Origin of the sequence: Kitasatospora sp. RG8 (assembly GCF_017813315.1) — a bacterium.
Classification (GTDB): domain Bacteria; phylum Actinomycetota; class Actinomycetes; order Streptomycetales; family Streptomycetaceae; genus Kitasatospora.
Genome location: NZ_JAGIYX010000030.1, coordinates 104,356 through 119,014 on the forward strand (window position 1 = coordinate 104,356; position 14,659 = coordinate 119,014).

Consider the following 14,659-nt stretch of genomic DNA (forward strand, 5'->3'; position numbering starts at 1 on the left):
GAGGAACGGCGAGGAGGACCCGGCGGTGAGTGTCGCGCCCGCGGAGATCGAGCGACCGGAGGTCGAAGGCCTGCCGGTGGCGGAGCCGGACACGCCCTGGGTGACCATCGTGCACAACGACCCGGTCAACCTGATGAGCTACGTCCAGTACGTCTTCCAGGCCTACTTCGGGTACCCGAAGGACAAGGCCAGGAAGCTGATGATGGAGGTGCACACCAAGGGTCGGGCGGTGGTCTCCAGCGGCTCCCGCGAGGAGATGGAGCGCGACGTGCAGGCGATGCACGGCTACGGCCTCTGGGCGACGCTCCAGCACGACTGAGCCGCGGCGCCGCCGGGCGCCGCACCACCGGGGGCGGCGCCGCACCACCGAAGACGACGAAGACGGGCTGACCGATAACGATGGCTGGGTTGTTCGAGAGTGCCGGCGGCGGGAGCGCGGCGATCGCGCTGGACGAGGTGGAGGCCTCCATCCTGCGCTCCCTGGAAGTGCAGATGCTGGAGCTGATCGGCCCCGGCCCGGGTGGTGAGGGCGGCGACCCGCTGGCCGCGCTGTTCGCCGAGGGCCCGACCGAGGCGCCCTCGGACCCCGCGCTGGCCCGGCTGTTCCCGGACGCCTACCGGGACCCGGAGAAGCCCCAGGACGACGAGAGCAGGGCGGCCTCCGGCGAGTTCCGCCGCTACACCGAGCTCGACCTGCGCGCCCGCAAGCGCGACGACGCGCTGCAGGTGGTCCGGGCGCTGGACGGGCTCGGCGGCGAGGGCGGGGTGCTCAAGCTGCCCGCCGCCGACTGCCCGCGCTGGCTGTGCGCGCTCAACGACCTCCGGCTGACCCTGGGCGTGCGGCTGGAGGTCACCGAGGAGGACGAGCAGGGGCTGTACGACCTGCCGGACGCCGACGAGCGGAAGCCGCTGGTGATGGCGTACCTGTGGCTGGGCGCCCTCCAGGAATCGCTGCTGGAGGCGCTCTCGGACTGAATTCTGCCCGCTTCCGGGCAGGCCCCGACCCCGTCCGCATGCTGGACAGAGGGTCGGGGCTTTTAGTTTCAAATCGGGCGAAACCGTAGTACTCCATGCTCAAATGTCGCTCAGATGAACACCGCTGTCCGGACGCCGCGTGGTACGACTTCTCCACCCCACGAGACCCATCCAGGACGGTGCACCATGGCCGAGCAGCTCCACGACGAAACGGTCGACACCGAACCGGACGGCGAGGGCTACGAGCGGGGGCTGGGCAGCCGCCAGATCCAGATGATCGCGATCGGCGGCGCCATCGGCACCGGTCTCTTCCTCGGCGCCGGCACCGCGATCTCCAAGTCCGGCCCGAGCCTGATCCTGTCGTACGCGGTGGCGGGCGTGGCGATCTTCGCGATCATGCGGGCGCTCGGTGAACTCCTCACGTACCGCCCGGTGTCGGGCAGCTTTGCGGAGTACGCCCGGGAGTTCCTCGGCCCCTTCGCGGGCTATGTGACGGGCTGGACGTACTGGCTCTTCTGGGTTGTCACGGGTATGGCGGAGACCACCGCCGCCGCCGTCTATGTGAAGTTCTGGGCGCCCGGCATCCCGCAGTGGCTCAGCGCGCTGACCTTCCTGGTCATCCTCTACGCGGCCAACCTGATCTCGGTGAAGCTCTTCGGCGAGATCGAGTTCTGGTTCTCCATGGTCAAGGTCACCGCCATCATCGGCATGATCCTGATCGGCATCGGCGTCCTCACCCTCGGCTTCAGCGACGCCGGTGACACCGCGTCGGTCAGCCACCTCTGGGAGAACGGCGGCTTCTTCCCCAAGGGGATCGGCGCCACCGTGATGACGCTGCAGATCGTCATGTTCGCCTACCTCGGCGTGGAACTGGTCGGCGTCACCGCCGGCGAGAGCGAGGACCCGCAGAAGACCCTGCCGCGCGCCATCAACACCCTGCCCTGGCGCATCGCGCTGTTCTACATCGGCGCCCTGGTGGTCATCCTCTCGCTCGTCCCGTGGACCGAGTTCCAGCCCGGCGTCAGCCCGTTCGTCGCCGCCTTCGGCAAGATCGGCATCCCCGCCGCGGCCGGCATCATCAACTTCGTGGTGCTCACCGCGGCGCTCTCCTCCTGCAACTCCGGCATGTACTCCACCGGCCGGATGCTGCGCGACCTCGCCCTGCGCGGCCAGGCCCCCGCCGGCCTCACCAGGCTCAACTCCCGCCGCACCCCGGCCGCCGCGATCACCCTCTCCTCGCTGCTGATGGGCGCCGGCGTCGTCCTCAACTACCTCGCCCCGGCCAAGGCGTTCGAGTACATCACCTCGGTCGCCACCGTCTGCGGCCTCTGGACCTGGGCGATGATCCTGATTTGCCAGATCCGCTACCGCAAGGCCTGGAAGGCCGGCCACCTCCCGCCGCCCACCTTCAAGGCGCCCGGCGGCGTCTGGAGCAGCTGGGCCGCGCTCGCCTTCCTCGCCCTGGTCGTCGTGCTGATCGCCCTGGACGAGGACAGCCGCATCTCGCTGTACGTCCTCCCCGTCTGGGCCGTGCTGCTGGTGGTCGGTTACCAGGTCCTCAAGCGCCGCAGCCCGGCCGCCCTCGACGCCGTCGCCGACGACCACCCGCACGCCCGCGTCGGTGGCTGACCACCTGTCGGACCACGGCGTGGACGCCCCGGCCGGTGCCCGCCGGGGCGTGGCTATCCTGACCGCATGCTGACCATCACCCGAGAACTGCGCGACGCGATCGTCGCCCACGCCCGCGCCGACCACCCGGACGAGGCCTGTGGCGTGGTGGCGGGCCCGGCCGGGACCGGGCGGCCCGAACGGTTCGTCCCGATGCTCAACGCCGCCCGCTCGCCCACCTTCTACGAGTTCGACTCGGGCGACCTGCTCAAGCTGTACCGCGAGATGGACGACCGGGACGAGGAGCCCGTGATCGTCTACCACTCGCACACCGCGACCGAGGCCTACCCCTCGCGCACCGACGTGAGCTACGCCTCCGAGCCGTTCGCCCACTACGTCCTGGTCTCCACCGCCGACGGCAACGGCCCCGACGACCCGTACCAGTTCCGCTCGTTCCGCATCGTGGACGGCGAGATCACAGAGGAAGACGTCCAGGTCGTCGAGGCCTACCAGCCCTGACCAGCACCCACCTGGGCGCGGCCCGCCGACTGCCCGCGAGCGGTCGGCGGGCCGACGTCATCTCACCAGCAGAAACGGAAACATCCGGATCGCGAGACAGGCATGTCGGAGCGAGGCCGGGAATCTATACGATGAGCCCATGCGTTCCGTCGATGTGAGCACCCAGGCCCCGGGCACCCGCCTCGTGGCGCGCCTGCACATCGACCTGTGCCGGCTCGCCAGTGCGATCTGTCCCGGCACGCCGGCGCGCTCTCGCTGAGCCGCCCGCCCACGCCCGCCGCACGCCCTGCGCCCCGGGCCCACCCGCCCTGCCGCGCCCGCTGCGGCCCACCCACCTCACGACTCGCACAGGAGCGCACCCATGGCCATCGAGGTCCGCATCCCGACCATCCTCCGCACCTACACCGACGGCGCCAAGGCCGTCGAGGGCACCGGCAGCAACCTCGGGGAACTCTTCCACGACCTCGACGCCCGCCACCCGGGCATCGCCGCCCGCCTGCTGGAGGGCGGCGAGCTGCGCCGCTTCGTCAACGTCTACCTGAACGACGAGGACGTCCGCTTCCTGGAGGGCATCTCCACCGCCCTCGCCGACGGCGACAGCGTCACCATCCTGCCCGCCGTGGCCGGCGGCGCCCGCTGACCTCCCGCTCCCGACCCTCACCGCCGTTGCCGGAGGCCCCCCTTGCGTTACGACAGCCCGCTCGAAGCCGTCGGCAACACCCCGCTGGTCCGCCTGCCCCGCCTCTCCGCCGGCATCCCCGGCAACACCGACGGCCAGGTCACCCTCTGGGCCAAGCTGGAGGACCGCAACCCCACCGGCTCCATCAAGGACCGCCCGGCGCTGCACATGATCGAGCGCGCCGAGGCCGCCGGCCTGCTCACCCCCGGCTGCACCATCCTGGAACCGACCAGCGGCAACACCGGTATCTCGCTCGCCATGGCCGCCAAGCTCAAGGGCTACCGGATGGTCTGCGTGATGCCCGAGAACACCAGCGAGGAGCGCCGCGAACTGCTGCGCATGTGGGGCGCCGAGATCATCGCCTCCCCGGCCGCAGGCGGCTCCAACACCGCGGTGCGGATCGCCAAGGAGATCGCCGCCGAGCACCCCGACTGGGTCATGCTCTACCAGTACGGCAACCCGGACAACGCCGGCGCCCACTACGCCACGACCGGCCCCGAGATCCTCGCCGACCTGCCCACCGTCACGCACTTCGTGGCCGGCCTCGGCACCACCGGCACCCTGATGGGCGTCGGCCGCTACCTGCGCGAGAAGGTCCCCGGCATCCGGATCGTCGCCGCCGAACCGCGCTACGACGACCTGGTCTACGGCCTGCGCAACCTCGACGAGGGCTTCGTCCCCGAGCTGTACGACGCCGAGGTGCTCACCACCCGCTTCTCCGTCGGCTCCGCCGACGCCGTCCGCCGCACCCGCGAACTCCTCCAGCAGGAGGGCATCTTCGCCGGCGTGTCCACCGGCGCGATCCTGCACGCCGCCCTCGGCGTCGGCCGCAAGGCCGCCGCGGCCGGGCAGCGCGCCGACATCGTCTTCGTCGTCGCCGACGGCGGCTGGAAGTACCTGTCCACCGGCATCTACACCGCCGAGTCGACCGAGGCCGCGGTCGAGGCGCTGCAGGGCCAGCTCTGGGCCTGACGGCTCACTGGCCGGCCGACACCGCCCGCTGCGCCCGGGCCCAGATCTGCCGGTCCACCACGCCGGCCCGGCGGCGGAAGTCGGCGAGCGGCACCTCGCGCAGCTCGTCCGTCTCCAGCCAGCTGGTCCGGCCCTGGCGGTCGCCCACCGAGCCCGGCGGCAGCGGCAGCACACCCGGCCGGTCGGCACGGTGCTTGCTGGTGATCTTCGCGACGGTCGCGGTGCGGCCGTTGACCCGCAGCACCAGGCACGGGCGGTCCTTCACCCCCGGGCCGTCCTCGAACGGCACCTGCGCCCACCAGATCTCCTGCGGGGCCGGCCCCGGCCGGCCCTTCGCCGGGCGGGGCCGTGCCTGTGGTGCGGCCGGGGCCTTCCGGGACCGCCGGAGCACGGCCAACGCCAGGACCGCGACGCCCGCCACGGCCAGGACCACCCAGATGCCAGTCATGCGGCGAACCGTACCGGGACCGCACCCGCCCCCACCACTGTGGCCGCCGTGACCGTCAGGCATTTGTCCGCGCCGTGCTCCCGTTTCGTCACGGAACGTCCACAGTGCCCGTTTCTGCGGCAAATCCACCCCCAGGCTCCGGAAAAGCTGCTCCCGAACGTCCCCCCACGCCCCGGAGGTGACCCCGTGAGCCGCAGCACCGACCTGTGGTCGTACGCCGAGATCGCCCGCCACATCACCGTCCAGCCGGAGACCGTCCGCAACTACCGGCGGCACGGCCTGCTGCCCGACCCGGACGTCGTCGACGGCGACGGCCACCCCCGCTGGTACCCCGACACGATCAGGGCCTGGGCCCGCCGGCGTCCCCGCCACCGCTGAACCGGCGCCTCCGGCCCCGCCGGACCGGCGCCCCGGCGTTCTGGTGATTCCAGCCACAGCGCGGCACGGAGACGGGGGCAAAGTGCCTCTCCGCCCTTACCCTCGACACACGCGAGGGCAGCGTCACCGGCCGGTTCACCGGCCCGCACTGCCATGACCAGCGGCAGCCAGGACGTGTCGGGGCGGAGGGGCTCGGATGAAACTGACCGTGGTGGGGTGCTCGGGGAGCTTCCCGTCCGCCGACTCCCCGTGCTCCAGCTACCTCGTGGAGGCCGACGGCTACCGGGTCGTGCTCGACCTCGGCAACGGCGCACTCGGCGCCCTGCAGAAGTACGCCGACATCTACGACGTCGACGCCGTCCTGCTCAGCCACCTGCACGCCGACCACTGCGTCGACCTCTGCGCCTACTGGGTCGCCCGCAACTACCGCGCCGAGGGCTGTCCCGACCCGATGCCCGTCTACGGCCCGGCCGGCACCGCCGAGCGGCTCGCCCGCGCGTACGACATGCCGGAGAACCCCGGCATGAAGGAGGTCTTCGACTTCCGCACCCTCACCCCCGGCGGCTTCGACCTCGGACCGTTCCGGATCGGCGTCGCCCAGGTCAACCACCCCGTCGACGCCTTCGCCTTCCGGCTCGAACACGACGGCCGCAGCCTCGTCTACTCCGGCGACACCGGCGAGAGCGACGAACTCGTCGAGCTCGCCCGCGACGCCGACCTCTTCCTCTGCGAAGCCGCGTACATCGACGGTCGCGACACCTACCAGGCCGTCCACCTCAACGGCCGCGAGGCCGGCGAGCACGCCACCGCCGCCCGCGCCCGCCGCCTCGTCCTCACCCACATCCCGCCGTGGACCGACGCCGAGCACAACCGCCGGGACGCCGCCGCCGCCTTCGCGGGCCCGGTCGACATCGCCCGGGCCGGCGCGGTCTACGAGATCTGAGTCGACGGGCGGGCCCCTCACGGGCGCACACGAAGAATTTTCGGGATCACCTGCAACCATCAGGCCTCCCGGGCGTCTTGGTAAGTGAGCGGCGGGAGAGCCGCATCACCAGGCCGGGCCCGTCGGGCCGGCCATCGTCAACGTCACCAGCACGCCTACTTCGTGCTGCCCGGAGGCCTCGCCGCCGTCCGGGAAGGTTCCGGGGGGAATCCATGCGCCAGAAGCAGATCAACCGTGCCCTGCGCCGTGTCCGCGGCGTCGTTCCGGCCGTCGTCCTCACCGCGGGGCTGGTCGCCGGAGGGGCGGTGACCGCCGCGCCGGCCTTCGCCGCCGCGGGGCCGCTCAACCTCACCGCCCACGGCCCGGCCGGGATCGGCTTCGCCGGCCAGCCGGTGGAGTTCACCGAGACCATCGGCAACGCGGGGGACCAGGGCTTCGCCGTCGCACTGGAACTCTCGGTCGAGACCAGCCTCGGGGCGCCGGCCAACGCCATGAGCATGGACTGGCGCAACGACATGACCGGCGGCTGGGAGCACCTCTCGCTGGAGTCCCGCCGCGCGGGGGACAAGGTCGTCTTCTCGACCGTCGCGGGCAAGATCATCGTCCCGCCGGGGGGAACCGACGTCCACCTGCGGCTCGGCGTACCCATGGGGACGCCGCACGACGGCGACAGCAACGGCGGCGTCGGCCCCGCCGTCACCCTCCGGTCGAACGTCAAGGGCTGGTGGCAGGACGGCCCGGTCGAGCCCGAGGTCAAGGACGCCCGCCAGATCAAGGTGGACTCGATCTCCAACGGCATCGCCGGGGTGCCGCACACGGCCGTCGCCGGCGGCGCGCCGATCGAGTTCGACGCGGTGCTCCGGAACCCGACCCCGTCGGCCTACGCCAACCTCGGCAACGTGCTCTTCACGGACGGACACGCCAAGCTCGAGGTGCGCGGCGCCGACGGCCGGTGGACGGCGCTGACCGCCGTGCCCCGGTCGGAGGCGGACGGCGGAGGCTCGGGCTTCTACCTCGACGGCCGTGACTCCTCGGCCGCGCCCGGCAGCACGACGACCAAGCGGGTCCGGGTGACCTACCCCTCCGCCATGCCGGCCGGCCCGACCCGGTTGCAGCCCTGCGTCTTCGTCAACGAGTCGGCCGGCCACCCCTTCCGCGGCACCACGACCTGCTCGGGCGGCGTGGACGTCCAGGTCGCCGTGGACACCGCCGCGAAGGGGCGCGGCGCCGGCCCGACCACCACCCCGGCCACCGGCCAGGGCACGGGCACGGGCGCCGGCCAGGACACCAACCAGGCCAAGCCGAAGCCGAAGGGCGGAGCCGTCCCCGCCCCCGCGCCGGCCGCCGCCGTCACCACCGCCCCGGCCGCGCCCGGCGCGACCGCCACGCCGGCCGCCGCCCCCGCCTCGTCCGGCACGGTCACCGTGGCCGCGCCCGCCCCTGCCGAGCGGCTGGCCACCACCGGCGCCGACGGCGACCACACCAGCGTGATCGCGGGCCTCGCCGCGGCCCTGCTCGGCGTCGGCTCGGGCGCCTTCGCCCTGCTCCGCCGCCGCCGCTCCGCCTGACACCACGGCGACCACCGGCCCCCTGCGCCCCGACCGGGCGCAGGGGGCCACCTGCTCACCCCACCGGCGTCAGCCAGTGCCGGTAGCGGGGGTCGGCGCCCGAGACCGCTGCCTCGTACGCCGCGCGCAGCCGGCCGGTGACCGGACCGGGCGCGGCCGGCAGCTCGCGGTCGTCGAGGGAGCGGACCGGGACGACGCCGGCCGCCGTCCCGCAGACGAACACCTCGTCCGCCGCGTAGAGGTCCGAACGCAGCAGGGCCTCCACCCGGGCCGGCAGACCGAGATCCCGGGCCAGCGTCAGCACCGTGTCCTGGGTGATCCCCTCCAGGGCGCCCGCGCTGGCCGGCGGCGTGCGCAACACCCCGTCGCGCACGGCGAACACGTTCTCGCCGGTGCACTCGCTCACCGAACCGTCCGGGCCCAGCAGCAGTGCTTCGTCGTACCCCGCGTCCGTCGCCTCCCGGCGGGCCAGCACCGAGTTGAGATACGGACCGGTCGACTTCGCGGCAGGCGGAACCGCGTTCGGGTCGTTCCGCCGCCAGCTGCTCGTCTTGAGCCTGATCCCGCCCTCCCCGTCCGGGAGTTGGGAATGCCACTCCCAGCTCGCAATGGACGTCACGGTCGGCGAGAACCGCATGTCCAGGCCCATGGAGCCGTACCCCAGGAACGCGAAGTGCCGCAGGTAGCAGGAGCGGTGGCCGTTTGCGCGCACCAGGTCGACCGTGGCCTTTGCCAACTCGTCGACACTGTAGGGAAGTTCCATGCGCAGCATGCGCGCGCTGCGATCCAGCCGGCGCAGGTGCTCGGGCAGCCGGAACACCGCGGGGCCGCTCGTCGTCGCGAACGCCCGGGTGCCCTCCAGCACCCCCGTGCCGTAGTGCAGGCCGTGCGTCAGCACATGGGTCCGCGCCTCCTGCCAGGGCACCAGCGCGCCGTCCAACCAGATCGTCGAAGCTTCGGTGAGAGCCATGCGCCCCATCCTGGCCACCGCTCCACCGCAGGTCAGCCACCCCGGCACTGCCGGAACCGGCCATGACCGGGAGCGGAAGCGGCGGCGTCTCGCCCCTCGGAAGCCCCGGCCCGGCCCACGCCGACCCACTAGGCTGCGCCGATGGAGCGCACGGAGAGCGCGGGAATCCCCGCCGACAGCGACGCCACCCGGCTCTACGCCCGGCTGCTCGCCGAACCCGGCCGCCCGTCCGCCGCCCCCGGCCCCGACTGGGACGAACGCCGCCTCGCCGCCGCCACCGCCGAACTCCTCGCCCTCGGACTGCTCCAGCCCACCGCCGCCGAGGCCGGCGGACACGCCGCCGTCTCCGTCGACACCGCCGTCCGCCAGCTCCTCCTCGACACGGACGCCCAGGTCACCGCCCTCGTCGCCGCGCTGAGCCGCGCCCGCGAAACCGTCGACCGCCTGCACGCCGGCTACCTCCCGGTCCAGCACCGCCACCACACCGGCACCGCCCTCGAACTCGTCCACGGCGCCGACCGGATAGCCGCCCTGCTGGAGGACGCCGCCCGTGGCGCCCGCACCGAAGCCCTCTCGCTCCGCCCCGGCCAGGACCTCTCCGGCCCCGCCCTGGCCGGCAAGCTCGCCCGCGAACGGCTCGCCCTCGCCCACGGCGCCACCCTGCGCACCGTCTACCCGGCCGCCGTGCTGCGCCGGCCCGCGGTGCTCGCGCACGTGCGGGAGCTGACCGGAGCCGGCGCCAGGATCAGGGCCGCGCACTCGCTGCCGCTCTGGTTGATCGTGGTCGACGCCCGGCTGGCGATCCTGCCCGCGCCGGGAGCCGGTCCGGGCGGGGATGCCATGGCCGCCGAGGCGGCGGTGGTGGTGCGGGAGCCGGCCCTGGTCGCGCTGGTGGCGGAGCTGTTCGAGTACTTCTGGTCGGCGGCCTGGACGCCGCCGGAACTGCTCTCCGTCGCCTCGGACATGACGGACCGTCAGTCGGAGGTGTTGCGGCTGCTGGCGAACGGGCTGACCGACGCAGCGATCGCCCGCAAACTGGAGGTCTCCGAGCGGACGGTGCGCCGGCTGGTCGCCGAGCTGACCGCCGACCTGGGGGCGGAGAGCCGCTTCCAGGCCGGCGTGCACGCGGCCCGCCTCGGCCGGATCTGAGTCCGGTCCGTGGCGGGCCGCGCACCGGCGGGGCTCAGGGCCGTCCGGGCACCGGCAGGCGCTCAGGGTCGTCCGGGCACCGGCAGGCCGAGGTGCTCGCGCAGCGTCGTCCCGGTGTACTCGGTGCGGAACACCCCGCGCTCCTGGAGCAGCGGCACCACCTGGTCCACGAAGTCGTCCAGCCCACCCGGGGTGAGGTGCGGGACGAGGATGAACCCGTCCGCCGCGTCGCTCTGTACGTGGGCGTCGAGCTGGGCGGCGATCGTCGCCGCGCTGCCGATGAACGACTGCCGGCCGGTCACCTCGATCACCAGCTCGCGGCTGCTGAGCCCCTTCTCGGCCGCCACCGCCCGCCACCGGGCGGCGATCTCCAGCGGGTCGCCGAGCCTGGTCCGGCCCTGGACGAGGGTGCTGTCCACCACCGGGTCGGCGGTGGGCAACGGTCCGTCCGGGTCGTGGCCCGAGAGGTCGGTGCCCCAGACCTGCTCCAGGTAGGCGATGGCGGTCCGTGGACCGACCTGGGCGCGGCGGATCTCGGCGGCGCGCTCGGCGGCGTCGGCGTCGGTGTCCCCCAGTACGTACGTGACGCCGGGCATGATCTTCAGCTCGTCCGGCTTGCGCCCGTACGCGGCCAGGCGTCGCTTCACGTCGGCGTGGAAGGCCTGGCCGGCGGCCAGGGTGGAGTGCCGGCTGAAGACGACGTCGGCCGTGGCGGCGGCGAACTCCCGGCCCTCGTCGGAGTCCCCGGCCTGGATGACCACCGGGTGACCCTGCGGCGGGCGGGGGAGCGAGAGCCGGCCCTCGACGTCGAACTGCGGGCCGACGTGCCGGACGTTCCCGTCCCCGGCGTCCCAGAACTCCCGGGCCAGCTGCACGAATTCGGCGGCCCGGGTGTAGCGGTCGGCGCGGTCGAGGTAACCGCCGCGGCGGAAGTTCTCGCCGGTGAAGGCGTCCGAGGAGGTGACCACGTTCCAGGCCGCCCGGCCGCCGGAGAGGTGGTCCAGCGAGGCGAACCGCCGGGCCAGTTCGTACGGTTCGTTGAAGGTGGCGTTGACGGTGGCGGCCAGGCCGAGGTGGGTGGTGACGGCGGCCAGGGCGCCCAGGACGGTGATCGACTCGGGCCGGCCGACCACGTCCAGGTCGTGGATGAGGCCCTTCACCTCGCGCAGCCGCAGGCCCTCGGCGAGGAAGAAGAAGTCGAACCTCCCGCGTTCGGCCGTCTCGGCGAGATGGCGGAAGGAGGAGAACTCGATCTGGCTCCGGGAGGCCGGGTCCGTCCACACCGTGGTGTTGTTGACGCCCGGGAAGTGCGCCGCGAGGTGGATCTGCTTGAGCGGTCGGTCCGTCATCGGGTCACCTCGAAGGCGTTGGTCGCAGCGGTGGCGTAGCGGCCGGCCGGGCGGGCCAGGCCGAGGTGGTCGCGCAGGGTGCGGCCGGTGTACCCGGCGCGGAACAGTCCGCGCCCGCGCAGCGCCGGGACGACGCGGTCGGCGACGGCGGCCAGGTCACGGGCGGGGTCGGCGGGAACCAGGTGGAAGCCGTCGACGCCTGCGCCGCCCCCGGAGAGTTCGGCGGTCAGGGCGGCGGCGGCCGCCTCGTCGGGCAGGGCGGCGTCGATCCGGGCCAGGATGCGCAGGCCCTCGCCCGCGCGCAGCCGCAGTTCGGTGGCGGCGGCCAGCCGGGCGGTCCGGCCGGGGGCGTCGAGCAGGACGACGTCCGCGTACCGGGCCGCCGTCTCGACCCGGGCCCGGCCGCCGGCCGGGGCGTCCGGCGCGAGGTCGGCCGCGGCGACCGCGACCGCGACGACCGGCCGGCCCTGCGGCGGGCGCGGGGTGATGGACGGGCCCCGGACGGAGAAGTGCGGGCCCTCGAAGTCGATGTGGTGCAGCTTGTCGCGGTCGATGAACCGGCCGGTCGCGACGTCGCGGATCTCCGCGTCGTCCTCCCAGCTGTCCCAGAGCCGCGCGGCGACCTCGGCGGCGTCGGCGGCCTCGGCCCAGAGCACGTCGGCCGGGGCGACGTCCTTGCGGCCGAAGGCCCGGGCCTGCGCCTCGGTGTCGGAGACCCCGACCAGCCAGCCGGCCCGGCCCTCGCTCACCCAGTCCAGGGTGTTGACGGAGATCGAGGTGTGGAACGGCTCGGTGTGCGTGGTGGTCACGGTCGGGACCAGGCCGATCCCCCGGGTGTCCGGGGCGAGTCGGGCGAAGGTGGCGAGGGCGTCGAGCCGCTGCGGCTCGGGGGCGTAGGAGTCGTCGAGGGTGACGAAGTCCAGGGTGGCCCGCTCGGCGAGGCGGGCGAGGTCGGCGAAGTGCCCGGCGTCGAAGTGGCCGGGGCTGTCGAGGGCGGCGGACAGGTGCAGCTGGCGGGGCATGGCGAGGCCTTGACTTTCCTCGTACGGGAGCGGTGCCTGCGGAGTGCAGGCGGGCACGTGGCGGCGGCCCGGGTGGCGGGCGGTCACGTGTGACGGGAAGCGGGGGCCGGGGCGCGGCGGGGCGTCAGCCGGGCGGCGGCGGGGGAACGGTCAGGTCAGGCGCAACACGCCGCCGACCACACGCGACCGAAGTCGATGTGGCTGCGGGTGACCAGGATGCGCGGGGCGTTCACCGACTCAGTTGACCAGCGGTCTTGCCGGTTCGTCAACCGTCGTCTCACCGGAGCGCTCCGGCGGTGGGACGGGCGGGGCGAGGGCGCGCAGCGCGAAACGGCCCCGCCCCGCCGCTCGGGGGAGCGAGCGGCGGGGCGGGGCCGGGGGTGCTGCGGGTCGTACCTCGGCGTCAGGCCTTGGTGACGTCCTCGAGCTCGTCGTCGTCCTCGCGACCGGGGGTCTTGAGGTCGAACTTGACGATCGCGAAGCGGAAGAGGAAGTAGTACAGCGCGGCGAACGCGATACCGATCGGGATGATCATCCACGGGTCGGTGGCCTTGTTCCAGGCGAGCGCGTAGTCGATCAGGCCGCCGGAGAAGGTGAAGCCGTCGTGCACGCCGAGCGCCCAGGTGAGGGCCATCGAGACGGCGGTCAGCACCGCGTGGATGACGTACAGGGCCGGGGCGATGAAGACGAAGGCGAACTCGATCGGCTCGGTGACACCGGTGACGAAGGAGGTCAGCGCCAGCGACAGCATCATGCCGGTGACGGCCTTGCGGCGGTGCGGCTTGGCGGTGTGGGCGATGGCGAACGCGGCGGCGGGCAGCGCGAACATCATGATCGGGAAGAAGCCCGACATGAACTGTCCGGCGGTCGGGTCGCCGGCGAAGAAGCGGGCGAGGTCACCGTGGACGACGGTGCCGTCGGGCTTGGTGAAGTCACCGGTCTGGAACCAGGCGTAGGAGTTCACGAACTGGTGCATGCCGACCGGCAGCAGGCCGCGGTTGACCAGGCCGAAGGCGCCCGCACCGAACGCGCCGGCGCCGATCAGGGTGTCGTTCAGGCTCTTGATGGCGTCGCCGACCGGGCCCCAGGTCAGGGCGAAGACGACACCGACGGCGGTGCCGACGAAGGCCATGATGATCGGGACGAGGCGGCGGCCGTTGAAGAAGCCGAGCCAGTCGACCAGCTTGGTGCGGTGGTACTTCTGCCACAGCACTGCGGAGAGCAGACCGATCACGATGCCGCCGAGCACACCCGGGTTCTGGTACACCGGGGCGGTGTACTTGCCGTCGACGACGGCGGCCTCGGTGACCGGGAACGCGGTCAGCACGTTCTTGTACACCAGGAAGCCGACGAGGGCGGAGAGCGCGGTCGAGCCGTCCGCCTTCTTGGCGAAGCCGATCGCGATACCCACCGCGAACAGCAGCGGCAGGTTGGCGAAGACCGCGTCACCCGCGGTGGCGAACACCGCGGCGACCTTGTTCCAGCCGAGGCCGTCCTTGCCGAACACGTCGTCCTGGCCGAGGCGCAGCAGCAGACCGGCGGCCGGGAGAACGGCGATGGGCAGCTGGAGGCTGCGGCCGATCTTCTGCAGACCCTGCAGCAGGTTCTGGCCGAACTTCTTGGTGGGGCTGGGCGTGGCCGGAGCCGCGGCGGGCGCCGGTGCCTGCGCAGACTGACTCATGGGGGTGGGTTCCTAACGGCAGGGCGGGTCGGTCGGGGGTTAGGTGCACAGGGGGCCGAACCGCGAACTGGTCTACACCACACGTGGTGTAGACCAGTTTTGTAGCACGGGTGGAGAAGGGGGGGAACCCCTGAAAGCGGTGCTGGTGAGAAGCGCTATGAAATCGAAACCTACTTGCGGATCGACGATCATGATTACCCGCCGTGATTGGCATTTTGGCTATTTGCGCAACAAAAAGAGGCGGCCGACCGCTGGGGGCCGACCGGCGGGCCCGTCCTGGGGGAAGGGGTCCGCCGGGGGCGCCCGTCCGGCGGGGCGGGCGGCGGCGCGGTGCATCCGCCAGTCGAGGACGGCGGATCCGGCGGCCTCCAGGGCGGCGCGGCCGTGGCCGATCGGCG

16 protein-coding genes are annotated in these 14,659 nt (G+C 73.0%); 11 read left to right on the forward strand and 5 right to left on the reverse strand.

The genetic code is table 11. The features are described 5' to 3' along the window. Positions 1 to 25 precede the first annotated feature (25 nt). The 7 genes from clpS to J5Y04_RS33290 all read left to right on the forward strand — a co-directional run bounded on the left by clpS (position 26) and on the right by J5Y04_RS33290 (position 4,753). Positions 26 to 319, forward strand: coding sequence for an ATP-dependent Clp protease adapter ClpS (clpS, locus tag J5Y04_RS33265; protein ID WP_148644646.1), 294 nt, complete (start codon positions 26 to 28; stop codon positions 317 to 319). 80 nt (positions 320 to 399) lie between these two features. Then, the gene (locus J5Y04_RS33270) at positions 400 to 975 is read left to right on the forward strand and encodes a DUF2017 domain-containing protein (protein ID WP_209416121.1); all 576 of its coding nucleotides are present in this window, start codon (positions 400 to 402) and stop codon (positions 973 to 975) included. A 186-nt stretch (positions 976 to 1,161) separates the two neighbouring features. Continuing rightward, complete coding sequence (locus tag J5Y04_RS33275; RefSeq protein ID WP_209416122.1) at positions 1,162 to 2,604, forward strand: amino acid permease; 1,443 nt, start codon at positions 1,162 to 1,164, stop codon at positions 2,602 to 2,604. Between the two features lie 66 nt (positions 2,605 to 2,670). Then, on the forward strand, positions 2,671 to 3,102 hold the full coding sequence (locus J5Y04_RS33280) for a Mov34/MPN/PAD-1 family protein (protein ID WP_209416123.1): 432 nt from the start codon (positions 2,671 to 2,673) through the stop codon (positions 3,100 to 3,102). Between the two features lie 139 nt (positions 3,103 to 3,241). Next, positions 3,242 to 3,361, forward strand: coding sequence for a putative leader peptide (locus J5Y04_RS44055; protein ID WP_326846449.1), 120 nt, complete (start codon positions 3,242 to 3,244; stop codon positions 3,359 to 3,361). A gap of 102 nt (positions 3,362 to 3,463) precedes the next feature. Continuing rightward, on the forward strand, positions 3,464 to 3,742 hold the full coding sequence (locus J5Y04_RS33285) for a MoaD/ThiS family protein (protein ID WP_209416124.1): 279 nt from the start codon (positions 3,464 to 3,466) through the stop codon (positions 3,740 to 3,742). Positions 3,743 to 3,784: 42 nt separating this feature from the next. After that, the gene (locus tag J5Y04_RS33290) at positions 3,785 to 4,753 is read left to right on the forward strand and encodes a PLP-dependent cysteine synthase family protein (protein WP_209416125.1); all 969 of its coding nucleotides are present in this window, start codon (positions 3,785 to 3,787) and stop codon (positions 4,751 to 4,753) included. Positions 4,754 to 4,757: 4 nt separating this feature from the next. Here J5Y04_RS33290 and J5Y04_RS33295 read toward each other — a convergent pair whose 3' ends face one another. Then, the gene (locus tag J5Y04_RS33295; protein WP_209416126.1) at positions 4,758 to 5,201 is read right to left on the reverse strand and encodes a type II toxin-antitoxin system PemK/MazF family toxin; all 444 of its coding nucleotides are present in this window, start codon (positions 5,199 to 5,201) and stop codon (positions 4,758 to 4,760) included. A gap of 186 nt (positions 5,202 to 5,387) precedes the next feature. Here J5Y04_RS33295 and J5Y04_RS33300 point away from each other — a divergent pair, with 186 nt between their 5' ends. The 3 genes from J5Y04_RS33300 (at position 5,388) to J5Y04_RS33310 (ending at position 8,090) form a co-directional block, all read left to right on the forward strand. Further along, complete coding sequence (locus J5Y04_RS33300) at positions 5,388 to 5,579, forward strand: MarR family transcriptional regulator (protein ID WP_209416127.1); 192 nt, start codon at positions 5,388 to 5,390, stop codon at positions 5,577 to 5,579. A gap of 196 nt (positions 5,580 to 5,775) precedes the next feature. Beyond that, a complete protein-coding gene (locus J5Y04_RS33305) occupies positions 5,776 to 6,522 on the forward strand; it encodes an MBL fold metallo-hydrolase (RefSeq protein WP_209416128.1) in 747 nt (248 codons plus the stop codon). A 212-nt stretch (positions 6,523 to 6,734) separates the two neighbouring features. Beyond that, positions 6,735 to 8,090 carry an LPXTG cell wall anchor domain-containing protein gene (locus tag J5Y04_RS33310; protein WP_209416129.1) on the forward strand — a complete coding sequence of 452 codons (1,356 nt, stop codon included), beginning with the start codon at positions 6,735 to 6,737 and terminating at the stop codon, positions 8,088 to 8,090. Between the two features lie 55 nt (positions 8,091 to 8,145). Here the strand turns inward: J5Y04_RS33310 and J5Y04_RS33315 are convergent, their stop codons facing one another. Continuing rightward, positions 8,146 to 9,060: a branched-chain amino acid transaminase gene (locus tag J5Y04_RS33315; RefSeq protein ID WP_209416130.1), complete on the reverse strand. Its 915-nt coding sequence runs from the start codon at positions 9,058 to 9,060 to the stop codon at positions 8,146 to 8,148. 141 nt (positions 9,061 to 9,201) lie between these two features. On the opposite strand from J5Y04_RS33315, the gene J5Y04_RS33320 reads away from it, so the two are divergent. Further along, a complete protein-coding gene (locus J5Y04_RS33320; protein ID WP_209416131.1) occupies positions 9,202 to 10,209 on the forward strand; it encodes a helix-turn-helix domain-containing protein in 1,008 nt (335 codons plus the stop codon). Positions 10,210 to 10,271: 62 nt separating this feature from the next. Here the strand turns inward: J5Y04_RS33320 and J5Y04_RS33325 are convergent, their stop codons facing one another. From J5Y04_RS33325 to J5Y04_RS33335, 3 genes are all read right to left on the reverse strand, one after another. Then, a complete protein-coding gene (locus J5Y04_RS33325) occupies positions 10,272 to 11,558 on the reverse strand; it encodes an LLM class flavin-dependent oxidoreductase (protein WP_209416132.1) in 1,287 nt (428 codons plus the stop codon). After that, complete coding sequence (locus tag J5Y04_RS33330) at positions 11,555 to 12,580, reverse strand: LLM class flavin-dependent oxidoreductase (RefSeq protein WP_209416133.1); 1,026 nt, start codon at positions 12,578 to 12,580, stop codon at positions 11,555 to 11,557. Before J5Y04_RS33330 ends, J5Y04_RS33325 begins: the two co-directional genes overlap by 4 nt. Positions 12,581 to 12,983: 403 nt before the next feature. Next, on the reverse strand, positions 12,984 to 14,261 hold the full coding sequence (locus tag J5Y04_RS33335; RefSeq protein WP_209416134.1) for a PTS transporter subunit EIIC: 1,278 nt from the start codon (positions 14,259 to 14,261) through the stop codon (positions 12,984 to 12,986). Between the last annotated feature and the right edge of the window lie 398 nt (positions 14,262 to 14,659).